The sequence below is a fragment of the Labrenzia sp. THAF191a genome, from assembly GCF_009363335.1.
Taxonomy (GTDB): domain Bacteria; phylum Pseudomonadota; class Alphaproteobacteria; order Rhizobiales; family Stappiaceae; genus Roseibium; species Roseibium algicola.
Window position 1 is genome coordinate 2029830 of sequence record NZ_CP045333.1, and the last position, 10171, is coordinate 2040000.

The 10171-nt window shown below is 59.4% G+C and carries 4 protein-coding genes and 1 pseudogene; 4 read left to right on the top strand and 1 reads right to left on the bottom strand.

The window, feature by feature from the left end; translation table 11 throughout:
- Positions 1–198: 198 nt before the first annotated feature.
- The 4 genes and pseudogenes from clpB (at position 199) to FIV05_RS09495 (ending at position 7464) form a co-directional block, all read left to right on the top strand.
- Entirely contained in the window at positions 199–2796 is a 2598-nt protein-coding gene (gene clpB / locus FIV05_RS09480; RefSeq protein ID WP_152509389.1) for an ATP-dependent chaperone ClpB, read from the top strand.
- 204 nt (positions 2797–3000) lie between these two features.
- Entirely contained in the window at positions 3001–3204 is a 204-nt protein-coding gene (locus FIV05_RS09485; protein WP_152505406.1) for a DUF2892 domain-containing protein, read from the top strand.
- A 13-nt stretch (positions 3205–3217) separates the two neighbouring features.
- Positions 3218–4246, top strand: a complete 1029-nt coding sequence (locus FIV05_RS09490) for an efflux RND transporter periplasmic adaptor subunit (protein WP_152509390.1) — start codon at positions 3218–3220, stop codon at positions 4244–4246.
- Positions 4243–7464, top strand: a pseudogene (locus tag FIV05_RS09495) (efflux RND transporter permease subunit). Before FIV05_RS09490 ends, FIV05_RS09495 begins: the two are co-directional and overlap by 4 nt.
- A 143-nt stretch (positions 7465–7607) precedes the next feature.
- On the opposite strand, the gene FIV05_RS09500 reads toward FIV05_RS09495, so the two are convergent.
- The gene (locus FIV05_RS09500; protein ID WP_209009921.1) at positions 7608–9401 is read right to left on the bottom strand and encodes a M23 family metallopeptidase; all 1794 of its coding nucleotides are present in this window, start codon (positions 9399–9401) and stop codon (positions 7608–7610) included.
- Positions 9402–10171: the final 770 nt, after the last annotated feature.

The following is a 10171-nucleotide window of genomic DNA, read 5'->3' on the forward strand; positions in this document are numbered from 1 at the left end:
GCGCCGTTTTTTGTTTGCCTTGCAGACATCCGTTCCGGACGGCACAGAATAAGATGCCGCAGGGGCTTTTGTGGTGAATATGCAACACTATATTAGAGGAGCAGCACTGCAAAAGGCTGTGCGGATGCCCGTATCAGGGGTCCGTATTCCAGATCGTTCCCCACGCTTCGGGTGGTGCGGACGGGTAGGAGGTAACTTATGAACTTTGAAAAATACACTGAGCGTGCGCGCGGTTTTGTTCAGTCCGCTCAGACCTTTGCCTTGGGGCGGGGCCATCAGCAATTCGCACCTGAACACATCCTGAAGGTTCTTCTGGATGATCCCGAAGGCATGGCCAGTGGCCTGATCGACCGTGCCGGCGGCAACGCCAAGGCATTGAAGGGCGATCTTGAAGGCCTTCTGGACAAGATGCCGAAAGTTTCCGGTGGTTCCGGACAGCTTTACATGGGCCAGGCAACCGCACGCCTGTTCGAGCAAGCCGAGAAGATCGCCGACAAGGCCGGAGACAGTTTCGTCACCGTGGAGCGGCTTCTGCTCGCCCTTGCCATGGACAGCGACAGCGAAACCGGCAAGCTGATGAAGCGGCACGGCATTACGCCAAACGGACTGAACGAGGCGATCAACCAGCTTCGCCAGGGCCGGACGGCCGATACCGCAACTGCCGAAAACCAGTATGACGCGCTGAAGAAATTCGCTCGGGATCTGACCCAGGTTGCCCGGGAAGGCAAACTCGACCCGGTGATCGGCCGTGACGAGGAAATCCGCCGGACCATCCAGGTCCTGTCGCGCCGTACCAAGAACAACCCGGTTCTGATTGGTGAACCAGGGGTCGGCAAGACTGCGATTGCCGAGGGCCTTGCGCTGCGCATCGTCAATGGCGATGTACCGGAATCACTCAAGGACAAGCAGCTTCTTGCGCTCGACATGGGCTCGCTGATTGCCGGTGCGAAATACCGGGGTGAGTTCGAGGAGCGACTGAAGGGTGTTCTGTCCGAAGTTCAGGCGGCCGCGGGCAAGGTAATCCTGTTCATCGACGAGATGCACACGCTGGTTGGCGCCGGCAAGGCGGATGGGGCCATGGATGCCTCCAACCTCTTGAAACCTGCTCTGGCGCGCGGCGAGCTGCACTGTGTCGGTGCGACGACGCTGGACGAATATCGCAAGCACGTTGAAAAGGATGCCGCTCTGGCGCGCCGGTTCCAGCCGGTGTTCGTGAGTGAGCCGACGGTCGAGGACACGGTTTCGATCCTTCGCGGGATCAAGGAGAAGTACGAACTCCATCACGGGGTCCGTATCACCGACAGTGCCATCGTCTCGGCAGCGTCTCTTTCCAACCGCTACATCACCGACCGGTTCCTGCCGGACAAGGCAATCGATCTTGTGGACGAAGCCGCCAGCCGGCTGCGGATGCAGGTCGACAGCAAGCCGGAGGAACTGGACGAACTGGATCGCCGGATCATCCAGCTCAAGATCGAGCGCGAAGCCCTGAAGGCAGAAAGCGACGAAGCTTCCAAGGATCGTCTGTCCAGGCTCGAGAAGGAGCTGACGGATCTGGAAGAAAAGTCGCAGGCACTCAGCAACCGCTGGCTGGGCGAGAAGGAAAAGCTGAACCTTGAACAGAAGATCAAGGAACAGCTGGAACAGGCCCGCATCGACCTGGAAATCGCGCAGCGTCGCGGTGATCTGGCCAAGGCTGGTGAGCTTGCCTACGGCGTGGTTCCGGAGCTGGAACGCAAACTCGCCGAAGCGGAAGCTTCAGAGGATGCCGATGCCATGGTCGATGAAGCCGTTACGCCGGCTCACATTGCCCAGGTCGTTTCGAAGTGGACCGGTATTCCGGTCGACAAGATGCTGGAAGGCGAGCGCGAAAAGCTGCTTCAGATGGAAGACATGCTGGCGAACCGGGTCATCGGCCAGGCAGAAGCCATTCATGCGGTTTCCACTGCAGTGCGCCGGTCGCGTGCCGGCCTTCAGGATCCGAACCGGCCGATCGGCTCGTTCATGTTCCTCGGGCCGACCGGTGTCGGCAAGACCGAGCTGACGAAGGCACTTGCGTCGTTCCTCTTTGACGACGACAGCGCGATGGTGCGGATCGACATGTCGGAATACATGGAGAAGCACTCCGTTTCCCGTCTGATCGGCGCGCCTCCCGGCTATGTCGGATACGAGGAAGGTGGTGCGTTGACGGAAGCCGTTCGGCGGCGCCCGTATCAGGTCGTGCTTTTCGATGAAATCGAAAAGGCGCATAGCGACGTGTTCAACGTGCTGTTGCAGGTGCTGGACGACGGTCGCCTGACCGATGGTCAGGGCCGGACGGTCGACTTCCGCAACACACTGATCATCATGACCTCGAACCTGGGGGCCGAGTATCTGGTCAACCAGCCGGAAGGTCAGGATACGGATGCGGTTCGCGACGAGGTGATGAGTGCCGTGCGGGGTCATTTCCGACCGGAGTTCCTGAACCGGCTCGACGAGATCGTGCTGTTCCATCGCCTGCAGCGGGCGCAGATGGCCGATATTGTCAAGATCCAGCTGGAGCGCCTGCGGGCTCTCCTCAGCGATCGCAAGATCACGCTGAAACTGGACGACGGCGCTCTCGGTTGGCTGGCGCAGAAGGGATACGACCCGGCCTACGGAGCCAGGCCGCTGAAACGGGTGATCCAGAAGGACGTTCAGGATCCTCTCGCCGAAAAACTGCTTGCCGGCGAAATCCTCGACGGCCAGACGGTGGATGTCACGGCTGGGTCAGACCGCCTGATGTTCCAGGTGGAAGGCTCGGAAAGCGCAGCCGCCTGATCTGAGGCAAGCTGAAAGAAATGAAAAGGAAACCCGCGGAAGGTCACTTCCGCGGGTTTTTCGTTTGTGCCTCGATTGGCCCGGGCATTTGCGTTTTGTCAAACGGGCCCGCGAAAAGCTGTGGTATTCATATATTCATAAATATGAAACAATTGCCGCGCTTCGGTGAAACCCGGGGCGGCGGATCCGATCAAGGAGACTCAAATGACAGTCGACCGTGCAGTCATGATGTTTGCAGGTGCCATGGTGCTCTTGTCCCTGGCGCTGGGATTTTACGTTTCGCCCTACTGGTATCTGCTCAACGCCTTTGTCGGCTTGAACCTGATGCAGGCATCCGTCACCGGCTTTTGTCCGGCAGCAATCATTTTCAAGAAGCTCGGCATGAAACCGGGAGTGGCCTTCTCGTAAGGTAGAGGACAAGATGAGCCGCGGTATCTTCATTTTCTTCCTGTTGACGCTGGCTGCAGCGTCGGGTGCCGCGCCGGTGGCTCGAGCCGGCGAATTTCTGGCCGAGCCGATCACCGTACCGGAAACCAAGGCGGTATTTGCCGAGGTCAAAAGCCGGACGGTCGTTCCAGCCCGCGCCCGCATTGGCGGAACCATAAAGACAATTTCCGTGCGCGAGGGCGATGTCGTGACGGCTGACCAGGTCATTGCCCTGGTCGTTGACGAGAAAATTGCACTCGAGCTGGGGGCTGCAGAAGCCCGGATCGAGGTTCTGCGTTCCCAGCTTCACAATGCCCGCACCGAATTGGAGCGTGTGGAGCAACTGGTTGCCCGTGGCAGCGCGGCACAAAGCCGGCTGGACCAGGTGCGCACACAATTCGATGTGGTCACCAACCAGACCGTTGCGGCGGAAGCGGAGATGGCGGTCGTACGCCAGCGCGCCAGCGAAGGCGAAATCCTGGCCCCCAATGCCGGACGCGTTCTGACGGTGCCGGTCACGGAAGGCTCGGTCATTCTGCCGGGAGAGGAGGTCGCCCGGATTGCCAGCGGCCGCTACTTCCTGCGTCTCTCCATCCCGGAACGTCATGCCGCCCAAATAACCTCAGGGGAGAAAGTCCTGCTGGGTGGACGTGGTCTTGACCCCAAGACCGCGGCTGCGGAGACCGGGAGCACCGCAACCCGGCAAACCTTCGGAACGATCGTGAAGGTCTATCCCGAAATTACCGAAGGCCGGGTGACGGCGGATGTCGACGTCGATGGCCTGGGAGACTATTTCGTCAACGAACGCACCCTTGTTCATGTGCCCGTCGGCGAGCGTCAGGTCATTGCGGTGCCGGAAGCTGCTCTCTCGATCCGGCATGGTGTCGATTATGTGCAGGTTGTCGTTCCGGCTGGCTCCCAGGATGTCGCCGTGGTTCCAGGCGCAAATGTTCTTCACGACGGGACGGTTCTGGTCGAAATCCTGACAGGACTGCATGCCGGTGATCGGGTGTTGGTGCCATGAAGCTCGGTTTTGCCGGATGGCTGACCCGATCCTTCATCGGGTCACCGCTCACCCCGCTGTTCCTGATGGCTTCCCTTGCCCTCGGGCTGATTGCTCTTGTTGCCCTGCCACGTGAAGAAGAACCGCAAATCTCCGTGCCGATGGTCGATATTCATGTGGAAGCCAACGGCCTCAATGCGGATGATGCGGTCAAACTGGTGACGGAACCGCTGGAGACGATCGTCAAGGCGATCGATGGTGTCGAGCATATCTATTCCCAGACCCAGGACGACCGTGTGCTGGTAACGGCACGGTTTCTCGTCGGGACCGACGCGGACGCTGCCATCTTGCGCGTGCACGAAAAGATCCGCGCCAACATGGACCGGATCCCCGTCGGCATTCCGGAGCCATTGATTGTTGGCCGGGGTATTGATGATGTCGCCATTGTCGTCGTTACGCTGACGCCGACACCGGGGGGCGCCGAGCGGTGGACGGCAAACGGGTTGACCCGGATCGCGCGTGAACTTCAGACCGAAATCGCCAAGCTCTCGGACATCGGTCTCACGTTCATCGTCGGGGAGTAGCCGGAAGCCATTCGCGTTGAACCTGACCCGGAAAAACTGTCGCTTTACGGCATCACGCTGCAGCAGCTGGCTGCCAAGATCGAGGGCGCCAACAAGTCCTTCCGCGCAGGCTATGTCCGCGAAGCCGGAGAGCAGCGCGTTCTGGTCGCCGGGGAGACGTTGCAATCGGCCGAAGAGATCGGAAATCTCTTCCTGACCGCCCGTGATGCCCGGCCCGTTTATGTGCGTGATGTCGCCCGCATCGACCTTGCCACTCAACCGGCAGAGCACAGGGTCGCCCATATTCGCAAGCAAGATGGAGCATTGACCTTGGCGCCGGCGGTGTCGCTGGCCATTGCCAAACGACCGGGCACCAATGCGGTGGTGATTTCCGATGAAATCGTCTCACGGCTAGAAGCAATTCGCGGAGATCTCTTTCCCGAAGGCGTGGATATGGAGATCACCCGGAACTACGGTGAGACCGCCAATGAAAAAGCCAATGAACTGCTGTTCCATCTTGGGCTTGCGACAGTCTCCATTGTCGTCCTGATCGCACTGGCGATCGGCTGGCGCGAAGCGCTGGTGACACTGGTGGTGATCCCGACGACGATCCTGCTCACGCTCTTTGCAGCCTACCTGATGGGCTACACCATCAACCGTGTCAGCCTGTTTGCCCTGATTTTTTCCATCGGCATCCTGGTGGACGACGCCATCGTGGTTATCGAGAACATCGCCCGGCACTGGGGCATGGCGGATGATCGCAGCCGGACGCAAGCCGCGGTGGAGGCGGTGGCGGAAGTCGGCAACCCGACCATCATCGCAACGCTGACGGTCATCGTCGCCCTTTTGCCGATGCTGTTCGTTTCAGGCTTGATGGGCTCCTATATGGCGCCGATTCCCGCCAATGCGTCGGCAGCGATGCTGTTTTCGTTCTTTGTTGCCGTGATGCTGACACCCTGGCTGATGATGAAATTCGCTGGCCGCGGCGGAGGCCATTCCCATGCGCCTGCGGCCCATGGCGGGGCTCTGGGGCGTGTTTACGCGAAACTCGCCAGACTGTTGATCGGTTCGCGCCTGCGCGCCTGGGGCTTTCTGCTGATCGTCGGCGTCTGCACCATCGGTTCGCTTGCGCTGTTCTATACCACCGACGTTACCGTGAAACTGCTTCCATTCGACAACAAGGCGGAGCTGCAGGTGCTTGCCGATCTGCCGGAAGGGTCTTCTGTCGAGGACACGGACAGGGTTCTTCAGGAGATTGTCGCCCGTTTGGGAGAGGTGCCTGAAATCCTGTCGTTCCAGACCTATGCCGGCACTGCCTCGCCTTTCAATTTCAACGGACTGGTTCGCCACTACTATCTGCGGGCACTGCCTGAACAGGGTGACGTGCAGATCAATCTCACCGAGAAGGGGGAGCGGGACCGGACCAGTCATGACATCGCGCTGGATATCCGGGAGATGCTGACAGGTCTCGACCTTCCCGCCGGTACCGTGTTGAAGGTGGTGGAGCCGCCCCCGGGGCCGCCGGTGCTGGCGACGCTGCTTGCGGAAATCTATGGGCCCGACGCCGATACCAGGCGCGCGGTTGCAAGCAAGGTTCGCCAGGCCTTCGAGGACGTGCCGTTCATCGTGGACGTGGATGATTCCTTTGGAACCCAGGCCGACCGGGTGCGCATCGCCATCGATCAGGACCGGCTTGAATATCACCGGGTCGAGCAGGGAGATGTCTTCGACACCGTCCGGCGTCTCTATGGTGGAACGGAGGTCGGTTATTCGCATCGAGGCCGGGCGCGTTATCCGATTCCGATCCGAATCCATCTAGCCAGGGGCGACATGGTGATCGGTGAAGCGGTGCTTGCAACGCCGGTGCCGGCCAATGCATTGCCCGGAAGCCGGGGCGTGATCGAGCTTGGCGACGTGGTGACGGTTCGCAGGGAAAAGACATCCTTTCCGGTGTTCCGCCACAACGGGCGTGCGGTTGAAATGGTAACCGGTGAACTGGCCGGTGCGTTCGAAGCACCGGTTTACGGGATGCTGGCTGTTGGACAAAAGATCCAGGACATGGATTGGGGACCTGACGGCGAACCGGTGATCTCGTTCCATGGTCAGCCCGAAGACGAAACGCGGCCAACCCTCCTTTGGGATGGCGAGTGGGAAGTTACATGGGTGACTTTCCGGGACATGGGAGGTGCCTTCATGGTGGCGATCCTGGGCATCTACTTCCTTGTGGTGGCCCAGTTCGGTTCCTTCAAACTGCCGCTCGTAATCCTGACGCCAATTCCGCTGACGCTGATCGGCATCATGCTGGGGCACTGGCTGTTTGCTGCGCCATTCACGGCGACATCGATGATCGGCTTCATTGCGCTTGCCGGCATCATCGTGCGCAACTCCATATTGCTGGTCGATTTCATCCAGCATTCGCGCACGCCCGACAAGCCGCTTCTGGACGTTCTGCTGGAAGCCGGGGCAATCCGCTTCAAGCCGATCCTGTTGACAGCGCTTGCCGCCATGATCGGTGCAGCAGTTATCCTCACCGACCCGATATTTCAGGGGCTGGCGATCTCGCTGCTCTTCGGTCTGGCATCGTCGACGATCCTGACGGTTCTGGTGATCCCGGCGATCTACATGGCTCTGCGCCGCGGGAAGGCACGACAAAAGGAAGTGTCGGAAGCTGGATGAGCGGCAGGTTGATTGTCGCCGGCGTCAAGCTGGTGCTGATCCCTCAGGCGGGGATTGAATGATCGAAGCCTGTCTGGAATGCGGACATGAACAAGTTCGGCCGGGGCACCAAGGCCCCGGCCGAACTTTGTTTTTCATGAGTGTCAGTTGATGGCAGCGATCCGCGACGGCTTGCGGACACGATCCAGCAAGGTGTCGACGCGGTAGCGCTCGGTTTCGAACGCTGTGCGCATTTCACCATCCAGCGTGCGGCCCTTCGGCAGCTTGATACGCATCGGATCCATGTAACGGCCGTTGACGAGCACTTCATAGTGCAGGTGCGGGCCTGTCGACAGGCCGGTGGAGCCGACATATCCGATGATCTGGCCCTGGGTGACCTTGGATCCTTCACGGATGCCGCTGCCAAAACCACTCATGTGGTTATAGGTCGTGGTGTAGCCGTTCGTGTGCTGCAGCTCGATACGGCGGCCATAGCCGGAGCTCCAGCCGGCCTTGACGATTGTGCCGTTCCCGGCCGCCATGATCGGCGTTCCGCGCGAAGCAGACCAGTCCACACCGCGGTGCATCTTGGTGTAGCCATGGATCGGGTGGCGACGCATGCCGAAACCGGAGCGGAACTTGCCGCCATTGAGCGGCTTGCGGATAAGAAACTTCTTGGCGCTCTGACCGGTGTCATCATAGAAATCGGTCACGCCATCGTCAGGCGTGCGGAACCGGTAGAATTCCCGTGTGGTGTTGCCGGTGTTGAGCGCGGCATACAGGATCTTCGGCGGGCTGTTGTCGTCGCCGTCGGTGAAGAACAGCTCAAGGGCGTCGCCCGGCTGGACCCGCGCATTGAAGTCGACGTCAAAGGAGAACATGCGCACCAGATCGTTGATGATCTCTTCAGGCATGTCCTGTTCGAGAGCCGTCTGGTAAAGGCTGTCGTAGATTGCCGGGGTCGGGCCGCCATAGGAAACGCGGTCGGCTTCTTCAAAGGCATCAGCAAGGAACGTGCTCGGTTCCTTGGCTTCGATATAGGCGCCGCTGTCCGAGCGGGCGACCGTAGCGCGGTGCTCCGTGTTCTCATAAAGGCTGACGCGTTCAGGACGCATCCGCTCCAGATCGTCCGGCGACGGTGCATAGGCGATCCGCAATCTTTGTCCTTCAGTCAGGTCCGAAATGCCGAACAGGCTTGAGAAGGCGGTCGAGATTGCAAGTGCTTCATCTTCGGTCGCGTCATAATCCATCATGACGTCGACCAGATCCTGGTCCTTGGTTACGGGAACGATGCTTTCGTCCATCCCGGCAAAGCGGATGTCCTCGTCCTGTTTGGACACGAAGGAAACGTTTTCCGGCGTGATGCGCACGGCGTAGCGTTCCAGGTCGGGCTGCAGGGCGAGATTGAAATCGAAGCGGCCCGGATCAACCAGGGATTTCGCCGCCATTTCGACAGCGTCAATAGAAAGAGTGCGCGCGGTTTCGCGAACGGCAAGCTCAACTTCGGTTTCGGAGGGTGTCCGGTCGAGGTCTATGTCCCCGCTGGAAGACGGGAAGGGGGCAAGTGAAATGCTGACTTCGCTTTCCAGCTTTGCACCATAAATGGAATCGGCTGGAAGCGGAGTGCCGGTTTCGGCAACACTGATGCCGCCATCATCGTCGTTATTGTCAGCGAACATGTTCAACGGATTGAACGGGGGAATGCGCTCCGCGAGTTCCGGATCCTTGCGGGTCGCAAGCGTTGCGCTGACGAAGACATGCGGCTGGACACGAATGTGATCCCTGTCACCTTCGCGGGTGACCACATTAACGTCGATGACATGCTTGCTGGAATATTCGGCTGCGGTGCGAAGGACGCGATCGCCCTTGGCGCCGCCGCTCGACAGGGCAAAGCCGTTCACAAATGCACCGGACGAGGGCGCGGCTTCCACACTGTATTGACCGTCGAGTGCCGCCATGAGGGCTCCACCCATCAAAACAAGTGATGTGACGCCTGTTAGGACGGTACCTGCAAACCAGCGCAAAGACACCTGCCGACGGTCGGACATGCCACTGCGGCCTTCGTAGCCGCGCAGCGGCGGCTCTTCACCTAACTCTATGCGTAGGGTCTGCGCGCTATGGAAGGGCCCCAAATGCATTAATACCTGTCCGGTCCTTTTAAGCTATCGCGTCAATCCGAGGCCCGCAGCCCCGGGCCACGGCCAGTATGTTTCAGCGGCGCTAAACATAACAGATCCTGCTACATGCAGTGTTTGATTTAAATCGTCAATTGTTTCTGCACGGATGCCCACGAGGCGAACCGCTTCGAGATGGTGGGTTACGAGCAGAATTTGTCGGTTCTGTGGTCGCAATAGGGCTAGGTGTCTTCTTTATAAGGGGGCTCATACGGGAGGCTGTGGGCACTCCCGTATTCCCGGAGCAAAAAAGACAAAAGGAAATCGAAAAAATTCCCGGGAGAAGACGAGGCTCCGGGACTAAATCGATGATTTAGATAAGGGAATCCGTACGTTTCAGCTTGTGTGAATCTTTTTTGACAAAGAGTGTTGACTCATCTTCAGGCCATGCGTATAACGCCCTCCATCGACGGCGGCGCCGCCAACACGGCGCTCCTCGCTGTTGGTTCTACCAAACAACTTTGCCGCAGCGACCTGGCAACAGGGAAGTGGTTCGGCGTCTTTGGTTGAAGGCTTTAAAGCCGCATTTGCTGACTGGCGAATGGTTCTTTGAC